The organism is Marinimicrobium sp., assembly GCF_002695945.1.
Taxonomy (GTDB): Bacteria; Pseudomonadota; Gammaproteobacteria; order Pseudomonadales; family Cellvibrionaceae; genus Marinimicrobium; species Marinimicrobium koreense.
Window position 1 is genome coordinate 37,966 of the sequence record NZ_NZQP01000021.1, and the last position, 17,519, is coordinate 55,484.

Consider the following 17,519-nt stretch of genomic DNA (forward strand, 5'->3'; position numbering starts at 1 on the left):
CACTCTGCCAGTGACCGACCTTCATGCTGCGACTGATTCGCTACACACGCGAAAACCCCATCGCCACCCGCCTGCTCGGGCTGATCATCCTGAGCAGCTCGGCCATCACTCTGGTGGCCATCCTGATGCAACTCTACTCAAGCTTTCACGACGACCTGTCGGCACTGGAAGAGCGCCTGGATCAGGTCCGCGTCAGCACCCTGGCGAGCATCACCAAAAGCCTGTGGGGGTTTGACCAGGATCAGTTGTCGATTCAGATCGACAGTGTGCTGGATGTAGAAGACGTGGTGCAGGTGAGCGTTTCCTGGCGCGACTGGAATAACGCCGAGCAGACCCTGATCGAGTACAAGGAGGGCACGACCCAGGCCGATATTGAAGCGCGTCCCAACCAGTATCTGATCAAGGAATACCCCCTGGTCTATCAGGACGAAAGCACACCCCGGCAAGAGCTGGGCACCCTGCAGATTACCGCCAGCCTGACCAACATCTATGACCGACTGTGGCAACGCACGCTGTTTATCGCCGGCGTACAGGGCACCAAAACTCTGATCATTTCGTTTTTCATCCTGTGGTTGGTGTACACCCTGCTGACCCGCCATATGGAAACNATCGCCCACTACGCCCGTCAGCTCCACCTGGATAACCTGACCACCCCCTTGCGCCTGAAACGCATCAAGCCGGATGACAACCCCGACGAGCTGGACAATGTCGTGGAGGCGATCAATCACATGCGGGAAACGCTGCTCGAGGATATCGAGCAGCGTCAGGCGATGGAGCTGGCGCTCCTGCACGAGCGGGAGGAGAAGGCCCGCAACGAGCGCCAGAAGTTGGCCGCCGAAGATGCCAACCGGGCCAAGAGCCAGTTTCTGGCCACCATGAGCCACGAAATCCGCACCCCCATGAACGGGGTGATCGGCATGTTGGACATGCTGCGGGACACGCCCCTGAACGACAACCAGAAACACTACCTGGATGTGATTCACCGCTCCGGGGAAACCCTGCTGGAAATCATCAACGACATCCTCGATTACTCGAAAATCGAGGCAGGCAAAATGCAGCTCGAAGTGGCCGCCTTTGATCTGGAGGACCTGATTGAAGACTGCCTGCGCCTGTTTGGTGCAACCGCCAACAAGCAGGGTATCGAACTGATGGGTGGCGTGGACCCGGATGTTCCCCGCAAACTCAAAGGCGACCCGACCCGGCTGCGCCAGATTCTGATCAACCTGCTNGGCAATGCCTTCAAGTTCACCAACAAGGGACACATTGTGCTGGAAGTCTGCCGGGCCGAGGACTANACCGACGAGCAACCGCGGCTGNTGTTTTNCATCCAGGATACNGGCATCGGGATTGCGCGCTCCNCGCAGACCCACCTGTTCGACTCGTTCAATCAGGAAGACACNTCNACCACCCGGCAATACGGCGGCACCGGCCTCGGTCTCGCCATCTGTAAAAGCCTGGCTGAATTGATGGGCGGCACCATCGGNGTCGAGAGCGAGAAGGGNCGGGGCGCCCGCTTCTGGTTNACGGCCGNCTTCGAGNCCATGCCNGACCGCCAGAGGGCACAGGANGAGAAAGCNCTGGCNATACTCAAGGGGCGCCGGCTGCTGTTTGTCGACCCCAGCCCACGNCTGGGGGACTTCCTCGCCCGCCACTGCAAACGNTGGGGNATGACNCTGGACTGCATTGCGTCCGGGGCCGACGCCATCGCNCGGCTGCACNGGATGAACGAGCAGAACAANGCCATCGATTTNATTGCCATCGGCAGCCAGCTCGATGACATGGAGGGCATTGCGCTNGCCGANCAGCTCAAAGGCGATTCGATCGCCCAGGACATTCCCCGACTGCTGCTTGATGCGGGAGAGCTCGGCGCCGAGCCCGAGAATCTGGCGAACCTGGGCATTCACAGTGTGCTGCACAAACCNTTTTCNGCCCGCAGCCTACGCCGCCGGCTGATCAGCATGCTGGGCGAAAACCTGGAGGATGAGANCACCCAGGNNCCGACGCCCACCGACTATCAGCAATTNGCCCACCTGAGNGTGCTGGTGGCTGAAGACAATGCCGTCAACCGGATGGTGATCAANGGNTTNCTGGGCAAGATGGGTATCGACGCGCGGCTGGTGGAAGACGGCCTGGCCGCCTATGAGGCCGCCTGNCGGGGNAGCTACGACCTGATCCTGATGGATTGCGAAATGCCGGAAATGGATGGCTTTGAAGCCACCCGCAGCATCCGCGAGCACGAGCGCCANCACAANCGTCCGGCGNTTCCCATTGTGGCGTTGACCGCCCACGCCCTGCAGGANCACCGNGAAGAGGTATTCGCCTCGGGCATGAACCATTANCTGGGCAAGCCCATCACCCTGGCTAAGCTGTATCAGGCCTTCGAAAANATGGGCCTGAACCGGCACGGCGGAGAGGCCTGANTNNAACNAGGGNCCGCTATTTGGGCATGGNCACTTCCGGGCGNTGCACNTCACCGGGCGTGACCGACTCCTCNGCCATTTTTTCCCGNGCCCACTGNCGNTCCTCCCGATCGGCGTCCAGNCCNTCNTGCGGCCGNGCNTTGGGGCGATAGACNAGACGCACCANCACCGGAAAGTGGTCTGAACCAAAAGCCGGCAGACGCCGGAGNTNTTCCAGCACAAAGTGCTCGCTGTGAAACAGGTGATCCAGAGGCCAGCGCAACANCGGAACCTTGGCGTGAAANCTGTTGCACATGCCCCGCCCGATNCGNGGNTCCANCAGGCCACTGATTTTGCGGAACAGGCGGGTGGTNGCGGACCAGGCNACATCGTTCAGGTCGCCNGTCACAATCACCGGNGANTCNCTTTCCGCCACACTGCGNCCCACCACCAGCAGCTCCGCATCGCGCTCCGANGAGGTTTCATTNTCGGTCGGGCTCGGCGGCGCCGGATGCAGGCAATGCACCACAATTCGTTCACCGGAGGGCAACANCACTTCGGCGTGCATGGACGGTACATCNTCTTCCACCAGAAACTGAATNGCCACATTCTCCAACGGATAGCGGGAGTAGACGTGCATACCGTAGAGGTTATCGAGGGGGCACTTGATGGTGTAGGCATAATCCGNTTCGAGGACATCGAGCTGTTGCTGCCACCAGCGGTCGGACTCCAGGGTCACNAGNAGGTCNGGTTGATNNTCCTTNACCAGAGACAGCAATCGCTGGGCCTGGCGATTGGGCGTGAGGACATTGGCGGTCATGATGGCGATGCGGTTNGCCCGATCCGANTCACTCAACGAACCCACGCCGCGAACCTCTTTGGGATGCAGGCGGGTGTAGGGCAGGATCCACCAGGCGTGATAGGCGAAACAGGCCGCGCTGATCANCGCCATGGCCCANCTGTGCCCGGCGNCCGAAGGNGGCAACCACCAGGGCAGCAGCACCAGNANCAANGCTAACAAGGCCAGCTGNAAACGCGGAAAATCCAGCCCCCGNATCCACCAGCGATCGTGCCGCAACACGGGCAGAACGGTCAGCAGNACCAACAGCGNCACCGCCACCCACAGGCTTGCCAGCATGATTGAATCCCTTTGTTNGCCTCANTANNGCNNTGAGCCTAAGCGATCCANGGCATGCTGGCAAGGTAGCGGGTCTCAGNGNTTANCGGGCCTGCTCNAGNAGCGGTTTCANCCGCTCATAGGGCACAAACCCGGGCACCACTTCATCCCCCGCCACCAGGCTCGGGGTGCCGCGCAACCCAAGGCCGGTGAAGACGCCGTAGTTTTCCTGCACCNGGGCNCCCTGGCCGGCACTGCGCTCAAGCTGCGCTTCGGTCTCCGTGGCCTTGGCCACATCGCGCAGGGAGCGGGCGGTGTGCATGCCACTTTTGNCCATCAGGCGCCGATGGACCTCGGGGAACTTACCCGGCGCCTCCTGCCAGACCTGCATGGCAAACTGCGCCGAGTTGGTATTCAGCCCCTCGACGCTCTGCTGGCGCAAAGGCAGAAAGACGTTGATGACTTTCAGGTCGGGATACTCCTCAATGGCTTGCGCCAGCACCGGCTCCAGGCGTTTACAGAACGGGCAGTTGTAGTCATTGAAGACCACCAGCACCCGCTCGCCTTCGAGATTCCCCAGCGCCGGGTGACGGGCATCGTTCATCCACTCGCGCTGATCCTCCAGGGCCGTGGCGGAATTTTTCTGTTGCTCCAGGTGGCGCTGCACGCTGGTCACCAGGGAGTCGATGATCTCGGGATTATCCCGCAGCAGGGTATCCAGGGTTTTGAGCTGTTCCTCCTGGGTTTCGGTCAGCGAGTCGGCCCACGCCAGCGGCGCGAGCAATACAGTGGCCAGCACCAGGGTGCTCAGACGGTTCAAAAAAGTCATGATCATGATTGTTCTCCAGAACAGGATTTATGAGGCCCACCACAGCCGCAGCCACAGGCCCGGCGGTGTGGTGATGCCCACGGTAAAAGAGGAAATTTCGCCCTTGCGGACAATCGCAATAGAGGGGGTGGCGGCTATGCCCCAGGCGCGCGCGAGCTCGCCCCGGGGATCATTGACCACCGGGAAGTCGTAACCCTTGGCGCTCATAAAGCGGGCCAGGCGACGGTTGTCACCGGAGGTCAGGGCGACCGACACCACGGTGTGGTCCTCGGCCAGCCAGTCGACGGTGGGCGACACCAGTTTGCACACGCCGCACCAGGTAGCCCAGAAATAAACCAGCACGGGGCGCTCCTCACTGAGCGCCGCCAGGTCGACGGTCTCTCCGGTCAGGGTATGCATGGGCCAGTCCGGCAGGCCCTGGTCCGGCACCGATCGGCTGCGCCAGGCGTCGGACAGGGTGGAGACCAGGGCAAACAGCAGTACAAACACCGCCACTTGACGCAGCCAGCCCAACCAGCGCCGTGTTGATCGTTCCGGTGTCGCCGTCATGGTGCCCCTCCAGACTCGGATTGATCGCCCGCCTGAGCCAGCGCCGCCAACACCTGATCGGCGGTCAACACGGTGGGCAGGTCGATGCCCTCCGGCGCGCCCGGCCCATAGACGCGATTGAAGGGCACACCGTACTGCCCCTGCGCCTTCAGGTACGCACTGATGCGTTCATCCGGCCGGGTCCAGTCGGCCCGCAGGCGCCGGATATCCGACTCGCCCAGGGCGCTATAAACCGGCTCCTGTCGTAGCACCCCCAGCTTGTTGGCCTGACAGGTGATGCACCAGTCCGCAGTCACATCGACAAACACCGTCTGCCCATCGGCTACCGCGGGCGCAATCGCCTCGCGCTCAAAGGTCTCCCAGGCATGGTCCTCGGGCAGCGGCTGACCCCAGTGCCCCAGCGCCAGACTGCCGAGCAGACCCACACCGAGCAGCGACGGCAGACCGGCGGCGAGAGTGACCCCCAGCGCCCGCCCGCCTTTGCGCCGGTAAACCAGCCACAGAGCGGGCAGCGCGAGTATCAGCAGAACCAGAACCAACGCGAAAGCGCTTAAAAAGTTCATCCAGAGACTCAGCAACCAGACACTGGTGGCCCCCATCAGAGCGCCAAACAATACTTTGAGCCAGTGCATCCAGGGTCCGGGACCGGGCAGCCAGCGCACCACACCGGGCCAGAGGGCGATCGCCAACCAGGGCACCGCCATGCCCACCGCCAGGGCGGTAAAGGTCGTCAGCAGTTGCAGGGCGTTGGCGCCGAGGGCGAAGGCCACGGCGGTCCCGAGAAAGGGCGCGGTGCAGGGCGTGGCCAGGAAGGTGGCAAACACGCCTTGGACAAAGTGGCCCCACAAGGAATGGCCGCCCCGTTGCGCCATCCAGTTACCCAGCCCGCCGGGTAGACGCAGCTCGAACAGCCCCAACAGATTCAACGCGAACAGCCAGGTGACCACCGTCAGCAGGCCAATAAACCAGGGGCTCTGAAATTGAATGCCCCAACCCAGAGCGCCACCGGTCAGTTTCAGCACCAGCAGAAAGGCCGCCAGCAGCCAGAACGACACCAGTATCCCCAGCGCCGAGGCGAGAAACTGCCCCCGCACCTGGCGTCTATCCCGCCCCGAGGCGCCCACCAGGCTGTGCAACTTCAGGCCCAGCACCGGCAGCACGCAGGGCATGGCGTTCAGAATCAGGCCGCCGAGCAGCGCGACACCGATGATCTGCCAGAGGGCCAACCCGGCCTCCGGCGCGATCGGTGCGCTGGCCGCCTCCAGGGTCACCGGGTACTCCGCCGCCAGGGATTGATCGAGCAGGGTCAGAGACAGGGTTTCCCCCACCCAGTCCGGCGCCTCGGCCCAGAACTCCGGCTGAAACAGGGCGGTCAGGGTGGTGCCATGCACGGTGATCTGCGGTTTCTGAAACAGGGTTTCATCGGCACCCGGGAAGTCGCCATCGAGCAGCACATCCGGCCGGGACCAGCCCGCCGGACGCTCCAGGGTGGCGCGCAGATAACCCGAACTTTCATCCCACGCCAGAGACGTCACCTCAATTCCCGGCAGAGCTCGGGGCACTTGGCTCAGGGCCTGGTTATAGACGTGTAATTGCTCATCCAAGGGCTGGAGGGAATCGGGGTCCACATCCAGGGTCAGGTCGTAATCGGTCAGCACACAGATATCGGTGCAACTGGACAGGGTAAAGCGCCCCTGCAGCCGCATCGGCTGATCGGCCCGCTCGGGGTGAATCTCCAACGGGAAGCCCACCTGCCCCCGATAGCCCACCGTGTCGATGCCCATCAGGTCAAAGCGCTCGGGCGCGGGCCAGCGCCACCGGACTCGTTCGAGATTTCGCGAACCGGACCAGTCCATGGCCGGTGCCACGCCCCCCTCACCGGGCGAGCGCCAGTAGGTTTTCCAGTCACCGTCCAGACGCACTTCGAGTAGCGCGCTCAGGCGCCCGTCGTCGTGCCGCTGACCGGTCAGAGAGAGGCGCACCTGCGCCTCGGGGTGTTGTTCGGTACTCAGCCAGCCCGTGGTCGGGGCGGCGGAGACCGAGGTCGCCCAGGCGAGCAACAGGCTCGCCCAGATCAACCATCGAGAGAAAAGCATAACGTGTCTCCAAACAGAATCGATCGTATAGGGTGCAAACTCGCCCGGTACGGCCGGGCGAGCGGTTCAATCGACGCTATTCGCGAAACACACAGAAGAGCAGATGCCGCCGACGCGGCGGGACAATGGGCTCGGACAGACGCCAGCGACCCCCTTTACCGGCCGCCAGCCCGATCAGCAGCCAGAGCAACAGCAGACAGGTGGGCAGAAACAGGTCCGCCTGGAACACCTGGCTCTGCAGCCACTGTTCGGTCAGATCGCAGTCGCCGTGCTCGGGGTTGAGGTCAACGGGAATCGACGCCAGATCGGCGTTCAGGATGGGCGCAAACTCGGGCTCCGCTACCGAGCGCTCATACAGCTCGGCCTTCAGCGGGCACAGCGAGGCCGCCGCCAGAGGCTGGCTCCAGCACAGGACCAATACCAGTCCGGCCGCCAGTAGCGACCAGAGAGCATTGCGTTTTGAGGCGGCGCGATTCAACATAGGTTCAGGATACGGCAGCAATCCGGGTAGCCGCTAAGACTACTGGATGCCGGCAAGGTTCTCAAATCTCCCCAACCGACCTCACCCATGACCGACACGGCCGATTACACGTTCTCCCCCATTGGCATCATTCGCTCCCCCTTTGTGGAGAAGTTCGGCATTCCGCGCCAGCCGGGCCTGGCCCCCGCGGTCCGGGCCCAACTCGAGCTGCTACCTCCGTACAACGACCCTCAGGCGCTGGCGGGGCTGGAGCACTGCTCGCACCTGTGGCTGCAGTTCGTGTTTCACCGCCCTCCGAGCGACCAGTGGCGCCCCCGGGTCCGCCCCCCGCGCCTGGGCGGTAACCGCAGTCTGGGCGTATTCGCCACCCGCTCGCCCCTGCGCCCCAACCCCATCGGATTGTCGGTGGTGAAGCTGGAGGGGGTGAAGCAGGAAAGCGGCAAACTGTGGCTGGAGTTGTCGGGCATTGACCTACTCGACGGCACGCCGGTGCTGGATCTCAAGCCTTACGTGCCCTACACGGATTCGCTGCCGGAGGCGGAGAACCGCTTTGCGGATAGCGCCCCGGAGTGGGTGGAGGTGGTGTTCATGCCGGAGGCGGAGGCCGGGTGCCGGGTGTTGGGTGCTCGCACGGGTGAGGATTGGGAGGCGCTCGTGCGCCAGATTCTGCAGCAGGACCCCCGCCCCCAATACCAGAAGCCGGACCCGACCCGACGCTACGGCATGACTCTCAAAGACGCCGAGGTGCGCTGGTTTTACCAACCTGACGACAGCGGCAACCACCGGTTGATTGTCACAGAAGTCCTTCCGCACTGATCGATATAATCTGTCGCAAATACACACGATGCGATCACTTTTGAGGTGGTTTGGGTCACGTCCGGCCCGCTGTGTGGTGCACTCTTCCCGGACACGCCGTTCATACATCCCTGTAGGCTCGGATCGCCGGTCCCCGGCTCCACGGTCCGGGAAGAGTGCACCACACATCGGCCCTCAGTGCCGGTAGCACCCAATGGTGGCGTAGGGCGGATAAGCGAAGCGCATCCGCCGTCACCCATCGTCGAGCCCCTCGGAAACGTCACGTGTATTGACGGCGGGTGCGGCCTCCGGCCTTACCGCGCCCTACGCCAACCTTTGGTCTTCGTTAGCACTGAGGCCTGCCGTGGGTTATACCACTTCGAGACTCTCTGAGGCATGGATGCCGATGAGAAGCCTCCAAGGGCCGCTCCTTGGCATCCATGCCATCGCGGCATTAGTGAATCCCTTCACGTCAAGGATTCACGGCGGGTCTCGAAGTGGTATAACACACGGCAGGCCGGACTGGATCGAACCCACCTATGCAGGAACTTGTGGTATTATGCGGGCCCTTTTTCATCCCCTCCCCCGCAGGGTCAATGCCAACCCGAATCCGCTGAGGTGACTGCGTTCATGAGCAAAAAGTCATTGGACAAAAGCAAGATCAAGTTTCTGTTGATGGAAGGTGTCCACCAATCCGCCGTCGACACCCTCAATGCCGCCGGCTACACCAACATCGACTACCTCAAGACCGCGCTGGCTGAAGACGAGCTGATCGAGCGCATCAAAGATGCCCACTTCGTCGGCCTGCGCTCGCGCACCCAGCTGACCCGCAAGGTATTTGAAAACGCCAATAAGCTGATCGCGGCGGGCTGCTTCTGCATCGGTACCAACCAGGTCGATCTGAAAGCCGCTCAGGAACACGGCGTGGCGGTGTTCAACGCGCCCTACTCCAACACCCGTTCGGTGGCCGAGTTGGTGCTGGCCGAAGCGATTCTGCTGTTGCGCGGAATTCCCGAGAAAAACGCTGTCTGCCATCGCGGTGGCTGGCAGAAGTCGGCCGTGGGTTCCTACGAGATTCGAGGCAAGACCCTGGGCATTATCGGCTATGGCTCCATCGGCAGTCAGTTGAGCGTACTGGCCGAGAGCCTGGGTATGAACGTCTGCTTCTACGATGTCATTCCCAAGCTGCCGCTGGGCAATGCCACCCAGATGCGCAGCCTGAACGAGCTGCTCAACCACGCCGATATCGTCAGCCTGCACGTGCCGGAAACCGGCTCAACCAAAAACATGATTAGCGCCGAACAGCTCGAGCAGATGAAGCCCGGCTCCATCCTGATCAACGCCTCGCGCGGTACGGTGATTGATATCGACGCGCTGGCCGAGGCGGTCAAGGCAGATAAGCTGGCCGGCGCGGCCATTGATGTCTTTCCGGTGGAGCCCAAAGGTAACGACGACGAGTTCGTCAGCCCGTTGCGCGGCCTGGATAACGTCCTTCTGACCCCCCACATCGGCGGCTCGACGGTTGAAGCCCAGCAGAATATTGGGGTGGAAGTGGCCGAGAAGCTGATCATGTACTCGGACAACGGTACCACCACCAGCTCGGTCAACTTCCCGGAAGTGGCGCTACCCGGACACCCGGACGCGCACCGCCTGTTGCACGTGCACGGCAACGTACCGGGCGTGATGTCGGCGATCAACCGGATTTTCTCGGACAATCAGATCAACATCGCCGCCCAGTATCTGCAGACCAACGAGAAGGTCGGCTACGTGGTAGTGGACATCTACTCGCCCTACAGCCCGGAAGTGCTCAAGCAACTGCGGGAAATTGAAGGCACCATCCGCTGTCGGGTGCTGTTCTGAACTGGCACCTCCAAAGCCCTGTAGGTCGGATTAGCGAAGCGTAATCCGACACAACANGCTCAAACCCTGCGTCGGATTACGCNTCGCTAATCCGACCTACTGGAAGAAGAACCGTTCGACCGCGGCGAAGGCCGGGTCGCGGTACTCGGGCGTCTCGTTCACCAGATGGTGACGGGCGCCCTCCAGCATTTCCACNCNCAGNTTAGGCANCTTNCGNCCGATCTGCTGCANGTTGTACTGCCANTCCACGGTGTCATCCCCGGTGCCCTGCACCATCAATAGTTCATCATTGCGTACCGGCCAACTCCGGAAGACCTCGTCCCAACGTTTCATGGCGCCCACCCAGTCGACACTCAGGCGNCGGTACTGCAGCGGGTCCTCGGANGCCAGAAAGCGATTGAAGTCCGCATCATGGGAGCTATCGATAAACGTCCGGGGAATCTCCCGCACCCAGCGGTGCAGCAGGGCNTAGAGCCACCGGCTGAGCCCCCAGCCGCGCGGCAGCACCAGNGGCGCGAACAGGGCGGTACGGCCGGTCAGGGCNTTCCCATGGCGCCAGAGGTGGTTAAGCAGCGTGGCGCCTCCCATGCTCTGCCCCAGAGCACATCGCGTCGGGCCGAACAGGTGGCGGGAGCGCTCCAGCAGCTGCTGCAGGACATCGGCATAGCGATCAAAGCTGTCAATCACCAGGCGCGGCCCCGAGCTCAAGCCGTGGCCGGGCTGATCATAGGTGAGAACCGACAGGTTATGCCTGAGCGCAAATCGCACCGCATGAACGTACAGTGCCGAGTGATCNAAATACCCATGCACGATACTCAGATGACCCCGTGGCTGCGGAGGTAGCCAATAATGGCAGGCTATGTCCCACTGATCCACGCGGACCCGCCCAACGCCCTGAGCCACGTCAGGAAATTCAGCCGCCAAATCCAGCCCGTAGTGCCTTAAATAAGCCCGAGTGGTCGCATCGCCGACATTGGCTCCATCTTCNGCGGGATCAAACGCAAGATAGGGCAAAATTTCGGGCAGCTCTGAAAAATCCGGGGCGGATTTGGATAAGGTCACGGACGAGGCTCCTTTAAGGGACACTGGCNCCNAATTCTGGCTGCCGGGCGGTATAAACACAACCCTGAGACAACNGCTNTTAGTCTNTAAGACAAGATCCTGATTCGATCCGCTCGGTTGCTCAATGGTGGGAAATATGACAGATTAGCGCCTGTATGCCACCAGAATAATCAAGGTCCCCTACCCCAACTCCATGAAAGATTATATTTTCAATATCCACGACGTCATANTGATGATGACCGTCGCCGAGAGCATACTCCTGGCACTGCTCCAGGCCGCCATGCCCGCACAAAACCGGCTGTACGGGCGCCTTTTGAGCGCTTTCCTGTTGGTCATTGCCACAGGCTCCGCAACCACCCTGATCCTCTGGAACGATCAGGTCCACATTGGACCGACCGTTGACCAGTACTGGATTCCTTACTTCCTTATGGCCGCTCTNATGCTCAAAGGGCCGGCACTGTACCTGTATGTAGCNTCCATTACCCGNGCCCAGTTTACGCTCCGCCCCACTCACTTGGTGCACCTGGCGCCGGCGCTCGTGACCTGTCTGATCATGGCCCTGTTTGCCATAGACAGTAATGACCTCCGTCACCTCTGGGCCATGGGCGATGAGCAGCCGGAGAGGCTGGTCACTTTCCTCTGGGATTCCGCCAAGCTGGTTCCGCTGGTCTATTCCTTCGCTGCCGTGGCGCTCGTGCAACGATACCGCTCCGAGCTCAAGGACGAATACTCCCACTTCTCCAGTACCGAGCCGCGCTGGTTGAACATTCTGACCCTGGGATTTTTCGCCAGTTGGACCTGGACGATGATCGTCCACATTCTGGCAAAGTACACTTCTCCGGAAACCGCAGACTACCTNGGAATTGCCGATAACTACATNACCTTNATCCTGATCAATGGCCTGTTTACCTACAGCCTGATATACGCCCACCAATTGCTTGAAACACGAGCCGAGGAAACCCGTGCACCGGCTGAGGATAAACCCTCGGAATCGGCTATCGACCGGGTGAAGGCCGCGATGGAAACCGACAAGATCTANNTGCAGCAGAACCTCAANATTGAGCAGTTCTCGGCTCGCCTGGATCTTCCGGTAAAAGANGTNTCNTCAGTGATCAACAAACACTTTGGGACCAACTTTTTCGAGTTCATCAATACCTACCGGGTGGAGGAGGCCAAGCGACTGTTGGCCGACCCGAAAGCCACAGAAAAAACCATTCTGGATATTCTGTTGGAGTCCGGGTTCAACAGCAAGTCCGCTTTTCACCGGTTCTTCAAGCGCCTGACGGGCATGTCCCCTTCCGAGTACCGCAAAGACAAGGGTGCTCACTAAACCTGAACAACAGGCAAAAAAAAGCCGCTCTTGATGAGCGGCTTTTTTTTNNNCTGAGCAAANCGTTATTCGGCCAGCTCCCAGCGGATATTATCCAGCCGGAACACCACATTGCTCTGCTGNCCCGAAACGGGCCACAGGCTGAAGGGCGTATTGACACGACTGATGATAAAGCCCGAACCCGACGTCAAGTCCGCGATGGATACCGATACGGTATGCCACTCACCGTCGTTCTGCAGCGGTACCGACAGCTCATTCGAGGTACACGGATAAATGCAGTCAGCCTTGACGAGGAAACCATCAGTGTTGTTTCCGGCATCCACCACCTTCAGATCAAACACGAGGTTCCCGCCAGCGTATGCACTCAGATNCTGCGGGTCCGTTGACTGAATGTACATGGTACCGAAACCGCTGGCCCCGAAGGCTATTTCCAGGACGTCGCCGCGATCACCGTCAGATACGGTGGTAGAGGTGATGCTCTGACCCCCTTCAACATAGAAGTCCACGCCCGGATCCGTCCAGAGTGCATCCAGACTACCGTCGACAAACACATCGACCGCCTCGGTGCCTTCAGGCGCCGTGCCATCCAGTTTCGGATTGACGCTACAGGACGGGCCAAAGCAGGTCACACGGATGTTGTTCAGCTGCACGTGGGCGGTACCGNTACTCAGCTCAAGAACGAAGGGCGCATTGATGTCACTGTAGTTGACCTGACCCGCNGGATCGGCATTGCCGACAAAATCCGAAAACCGGACCGAGACGCTTTGCCACTCGCCTGNGGGCGGCANTTCAATNTCNCGCGANCTGACGTTGGGCCATACNCTGTCGAGCTTGACGCTCAGNGTGGCGTCCTCACTCGCGTCGANNACCCGCATATCAAAGGTAATACCGCTGAGCTCTTCATTGAGTGAAAAACTGAAACCGTCNTCGACNTAGTCGACACTGNTCATNTCACCNGACAGCAGGAANACATTGCTCAGGCCGTTNAACTGNACATCCCAGACNGTCTGGTCATCCACCTGAAGCGCCGTNTCGACAACCAGGTTTCCAGCGGTTTCNTGCCACTGNCCCGGAACCAGCGTGTTNCTNACNTCGGTATCAAACACTGAAAAGTTCAGCGTTGCCGGGCCGTTTTCATACAGGGCAAACTCNTTTTCGGTGCCNCCCGTGCCCTCTACATCCTCGGCATNNTCATCGATCCAGGCGCACCCCTTGCCAGTATCGGGATCAACNTCACACTGATAAACGCGAACATAGTCGACNACCATTTCCTGAGGGAAAGTGGTCGNATCATCCGGCGCACCGGGCCAGTTNCCACCGACGGCGACGTTCATGATCAGGTGAAACATTTCGTCGAACGGAGAAGCCGGGTTACCAGTCTCAAAGCCTTCGTCTTGCCCCTGCCANGAGAGAGTAAACCAATCNTCAGCCGTCTGGGTCGCAAANTGNACATCATCNACATACCAACGGATTTCACCCTCCTCCCACTCNATCGCGTAAGTGTGGAAGTTTTCCCAGATCGGCTCTGCGGGCGTAAAACTGGCTCCGCTGTTGAGGTTGTTCGGCCAGGGACGACCGTAGTGNAGGGTGCCNTGGACNTCATTCTCGCCGCTGGCNTTGGTATTCACCGCTTCGAAAATATCGATCTCGCCACTGAGCGGCCAGNCTCCGTAAACCCACTCCGTCGGCAGCATCCAGATGGCGGGCCACAGGCCTTGCCCCTGAGGCGTCTTGGCGTTGATTTCGATTCGCCCGTATTTCCAGTCCGCCTTGTTCTTCGTGCGCAGGCGGGCCGAGGTGTAGTCACGGGTAACCGAGGTGTCATCAGGATCGTACGCCGGGTCATCATCGAAAACGGCTGGGCCGCTATGGGTTTCCTGCCGGGCAACGATGTGCAGATGGCCGTCCGCCACATAACTGTTTTCTTCGCGCGCCGTGTAACACTGCAGCTCATTGTTACCACCGCCGGCGCAGTTCACTTCGTGAGACCAGTTGTCGGTATTGATCGAGTCACCGTCAAACTCGTCGCTCCAGACCAGCGTCCAGTCTTCGCTGACACCGCTGGCGGTGCTGCTGGAACTGTCACTGCTGACNGAAGAGGAGGAAGAACTGGAGGAACTGACGCTGCTGCTTGAGTTATCCGGAGTGTCATCGGAGTCACTGCCACAGCCGGCGATCGCCAATAGCGCCATACCCAGGCCGATGACTGGATAATTTACTGTTTTCATAAACACCTCATTATTATCATTGATGTTCCGCTTGGCCCGGGAGCCGATCGCCCCGGGCTAAACGTTCAGTGCGCCATGCACTGGGTTTATGGGCAGAGTCCCTCGCCCTCGTACTGCATTTCCAGACGAACGTTGTAGAGCTTGACCTGCAACTCTCCGGCCGTGCTCATATAGAAAGGTGACAACACCATCGACGGATCCACGCCGGCCTCAACCAGGCAGCTCAGATCAATCGACAGGGTCTGCCAGCTGTTCTCTTCGGCACTGGCCAACCACTCGGTGATATCCACGTTGGCGACGCAGTCCTGGCCACAGCGCATGCCCAGAGCCACTGCTGAAGTGGGCGCCTTGACCACATTGACGTCCAGACGCAGATGGGCTTCTCCGGCATAGGCACTCAGATCCACCCGCCCGGAAGAGCGCAGGGCGACTTCCGCAGGGCCCGCACCGGTCCAGCGAACGGCCCGGCTGTCTTCCTGGACCAGGCGGTCGACCGACTGGATTTCAATACCGGGCAGCTTCGCGCCACTACCGGTGACCACACGGGCCCGTTCAGTGACATCGCTGAGCACCCACTGCCAAGGCTCCATCGGACGGTTTTCAAACAGCGGCAACACAGTCTGCGCTTCGGATTCGGTCAGGCCACTGTCTTCCGAGAGCGGCTCCANATTGCCTTCATCGGCGTAAGTCAGACCATAGCCATAGGGGAACTGGGNCGTTTGACCGTCGCCCTGATTCAGCGGCGTCTGGTCGGCACGGGCCGGCCAGGAAAACGACAGCTTGCCGCTAAAGTCGTGACGCGGCTGACCCTCTGCATCGGCGACCAGCACATCGGCCACGCCGACACCTTCAGAGCCGGGCAACCAGGCCACCACAAAGGCATCCGAGGCATTGATTTCCGGGTTGACCCAGAGCGGACGACCGGTCAGGAATACCGAGACCACCGGAATGCCCTCATCGCGCAGGCGCTTGAGCAAGGCCAGGTCAGCCTTGGGTTCATAGTCCACATCGGCGCGGTCGNCCTGCATTTNCGCATAGGGGTCTTCACCGAACACAACGACGGCCACGTCCGGCTTCTCGTCGAAGTTTCCGTCCACATCGAGTTCGACGGATCCGCCGGCAGCGGTCACCGCCTCGGCAATCCCATCGTAAATTGAGCTGGCTCCGGGGAAGTCGTCATTTTCATTGCCCGTGCCCTGCCAGGTCAGCGTCCAACCGCCGGCCTGCTTACCGATGTTGTCCGCGCCATCGCCGGCCACCAGAATGCGCTGGGTCGGATTCAGCGGCAGCAGACCGTTCTGATTTTTGAGCAATACCAGACTTTCACGCACGGCCTGACGGGCGACCGCCCGGTGTTCATCGGCACCGATCAGGTCTTCACGTCCGGCGTAGTGCCGCTCTGAAGGTTTGGCTTTTTCGAACATACCGGCGCGGAACTTGACCCGCAGGATCCGGCGTACCGCATCATTCAGACGCTCTTCGGAAATCTCGCCGGACTTAACCTGGGCAACGGTATTGGCGTGCAGGGCCCGCCACTGATCCGGAACCATAAATATATCCAGACCGGCGTTCACCGCTTCAGGACAGGAATCCTGCCGGCAACCATCGACAAACTCGTGGCCATTCCAGTCACCCACGATCAGACCGTCAAAACCCATTCGCTGCTTGAGCACTTCATTCATCAGGTAACCGTGGCCGTGCAGTTTTTTGCCCTGCCAGCTGCTGAACGAGGCCATGACGGTCTGGACACCCGCATCCAGGGCACCGAAGTAACCCGTGCCGTGCACATCGCGCAATTCCAGTTCTGAGAAGGGTGCATCACCGCGGTCGATCCCGCCCTCGGTGCCGCCGTCGGCAATATAGTGTTTGGCCGTGGCCAGCACCCGGCCCTGACCGAAGAATTCGTCGGTGTTTGCCCGCCCCTGAAGACCTTCCACCATGGCTTTGCCGTAGTCGTAAAGGATTTCCGGATCTTCGGCGTAGGCCTCATAGGTGCGGCCCCAGCGATCGTCCCGGGCCACGGCCAGGGTCGGCGCGAAGTTCCAGTCCAGCCCCGTGATGGCAACTTCCCGGGCGGTAACCGTGCCAATTTCGCGGATCAGGTCCGGATTGCGGGTGGCCCCGAGACCGATGTTATGGGGGAAGAGAGTAGCGCCCTTGACGTTGTTGTGACCGTGTACGGCATCGGTGGCCCAGACAATGGGAATGGCGGCAAAACCATCGCTATCGTCCATGGACGCCTCATAGAAACCGTCCGCCAGTCCCAGCCAGTCGTCGGCCGTGGCATTCTTGTCACCGCCGGGGAAGGAACCGCCGCCGTTGAGAATCGAGCCCAAGTGGTAGCGCTTGACGTCTTCCGGCGTCACATTGCGCAGTTCCGGCTGGATCATCTGGCCCACTTTCTCTTCGACGGACATGCGAGCCAACAGCGCATCAATCTCCGGCTCGTACGCCATCGGATCGGCCAGGGGCGTCGGATGCTCCGGCCATAGGTCGGCGCCAGTGGCGCTTTCGGATGGGTTGTCGTTGGTGGGGCCGTTACACCCCACCAGAACGGCCAGGGCCAAGGGGGCCCAAAGGGTCAGGGACTTCTTCATTGTCGGTCTCGCTGTTATTCGTATGGGGAAAAAAGGCTCCGGGGTCGCCCNCGCGGAGCCAAGCTTTTTCAAGGAGAGTCAGAGCGACGCATAACAACCACTTACCAATAAGCAATTCTCAGTGCACAACGTCGATCGATAACACGGACGAGTCCCACGCTCGCCCGTATTGCCAT

The 17,519-nt window shown here is 60.7% G+C and carries 12 protein-coding genes; 4 read left to right on the plus strand and 8 right to left on the minus strand.

Annotation, left to right across the window (positions count from 1 at the left end):
• Window positions 1-125: 125 nt before the first annotated feature.
• Entirely contained in the window at window positions 126-2,420 is a 2,295-nt protein-coding gene (locus CMG77_RS04100) for a response regulator (RefSeq protein ID WP_502691754.1), read from the plus strand.
• A gap of 16 nt (window positions 2,421-2,436) precedes the next feature.
• On the opposite strand, the gene CMG77_RS04105 is transcribed toward CMG77_RS04100, so the two are convergent.
• From CMG77_RS04105 to CMG77_RS04125, 5 genes are all read right to left on the minus strand, one after another.
• Window positions 2,437-3,537: an endonuclease/exonuclease/phosphatase family protein gene (locus CMG77_RS04105; protein ID WP_353743451.1), complete on the minus strand. Its 1,101-nt coding sequence runs from the start codon at window positions 3,535-3,537 to the stop codon at window positions 2,437-2,439.
• 82 nt (window positions 3,538-3,619) lie between these two features.
• Window positions 3,620-4,351 (minus strand): DsbA family protein, encoded by a 732-nt coding sequence (locus tag CMG77_RS04110; RefSeq protein ID WP_286903668.1) that lies wholly within the window; start codon window positions 4,349-4,351, stop codon window positions 3,620-3,622.
• 21 nt (window positions 4,352-4,372) lie between these two features.
• Window positions 4,373-4,894: a protein disulfide oxidoreductase gene (locus CMG77_RS04115; protein ID WP_286807605.1), complete on the minus strand. Its 522-nt coding sequence runs from the start codon at window positions 4,892-4,894 to the stop codon at window positions 4,373-4,375.
• A complete protein-coding gene (locus CMG77_RS04120) occupies window positions 4,891-6,990 on the minus strand; it encodes a protein-disulfide reductase DsbD family protein (protein WP_286807607.1) in 2,100 nt (699 codons plus the stop codon). Before CMG77_RS04120 ends, CMG77_RS04115 begins: the two co-directional genes overlap by 4 nt.
• A 76-nt stretch (window positions 6,991-7,066) precedes the next feature.
• Window positions 7,067-7,471, minus strand: a complete 405-nt coding sequence (locus tag CMG77_RS04125; RefSeq protein WP_286807608.1) for a hypothetical protein — start codon at window positions 7,469-7,471, stop codon at window positions 7,067-7,069.
• An 87-nt stretch (window positions 7,472-7,558) separates the two neighbouring features.
• Here CMG77_RS04125 and tsaA point away from each other — a divergent pair, with 87 nt between their 5' ends.
• Together tsaA and serA are read left to right on the plus strand one after the other, a co-directional pair.
• Complete coding sequence (tsaA, locus tag CMG77_RS04130; protein WP_286807610.1) at window positions 7,559-8,287, plus strand: tRNA (N6-threonylcarbamoyladenosine(37)-N6)-methyltransferase TrmO; 729 nt, start codon at window positions 7,559-7,561, stop codon at window positions 8,285-8,287.
• Between the two features lie 609 nt (window positions 8,288-8,896).
• Complete coding sequence (gene serA, locus CMG77_RS04135; RefSeq protein ID WP_286807612.1) at window positions 8,897-10,126, plus strand: phosphoglycerate dehydrogenase; 1,230 nt, start codon at window positions 8,897-8,899, stop codon at window positions 10,124-10,126.
• 96 nt (window positions 10,127-10,222) lie between these two features.
• On the opposite strand, the gene CMG77_RS04140 is transcribed toward serA, so the two are convergent.
• The gene (locus tag CMG77_RS04140; RefSeq protein WP_502691747.1) at window positions 10,223-11,248 is read right to left on the minus strand and encodes an alpha/beta hydrolase; all 1,026 of its coding nucleotides are present in this window, start codon (window positions 11,246-11,248) and stop codon (window positions 10,223-10,225) included.
• Window positions 11,249-12,206: 958 nt separating this feature from the next.
• On the opposite strand from CMG77_RS04140, the gene CMG77_RS16110 reads away from it, so the two are divergent.
• Complete coding sequence (locus CMG77_RS16110) at window positions 12,207-12,518, plus strand: helix-turn-helix domain-containing protein (protein ID WP_502691755.1); 312 nt, start codon at window positions 12,207-12,209, stop codon at window positions 12,516-12,518.
• Window positions 12,519-12,583: 65 nt separating this feature from the next.
• On the opposite strand, the gene CMG77_RS04150 is transcribed toward CMG77_RS16110, so the two are convergent.
• Window positions 12,584-14,746 (minus strand): glycoside hydrolase family 16 protein, encoded by a 2,163-nt coding sequence (locus CMG77_RS04150; RefSeq protein WP_286903671.1) that lies wholly within the window; start codon window positions 14,744-14,746, stop codon window positions 12,584-12,586.
• Window positions 14,747-14,832: 86 nt separating this feature from the next.
• A complete protein-coding gene (locus CMG77_RS04155; protein WP_286903672.1) occupies window positions 14,833-17,343 on the minus strand; it encodes a glycoside hydrolase family 3 N-terminal domain-containing protein in 2,511 nt (836 codons plus the stop codon).
• Window positions 17,344-17,519 lie beyond the last annotated feature (176 nt).